Consider the following 356-nt stretch of genomic DNA (forward strand, 5'->3'; position numbering starts at 1 on the left):
GCCCAGCAGTTCGCCCGGGCCGCGGATCTCGAGATCTTTTTGCGCAATCACAAAGCCGTCGTTGCTGTCGCGCAGCACCTGCAGGCGCTTTTGCGCGGTTTTCGACAGCGGGGATTTGTAGAGCAGCACACAGTGTGAGGCCACCGCGCCACGTCCGACGCGCCCGCGTAACTGGTGGAGTTGCGCAAGACCAAGGCGTTCAGGGTTCTCAATAATCATCAGGCTGGAGTTCGGTACATCCACGCCAACCTCAATGACTGTAGTGGCGACCAGCAGATGAAGCTCGCCCTGTTTAAAGGCCTGCATCACTGCCTGTTTCTCGGTCGGCTTCATGCGGCCATGCACCAGCCCGACGT

1 protein-coding gene is annotated in these 356 nt (G+C 59.8%); it reads right to left on the reverse strand.

What is annotated here, in order from left to right; translation table 11 throughout:
- Positions 1-356: helicase-related protein (locus AB4048_RS29040; RefSeq protein ID WP_442205382.1), on the reverse strand; the 356-nt coding region annotated here is incomplete at both ends.

Source organism: Rhizobium sp. RAF56 (assembly GCF_052113965.1).
Classification (GTDB): domain Bacteria; phylum Pseudomonadota; class Alphaproteobacteria; order Rhizobiales; family Rhizobiaceae; genus Rhizobium.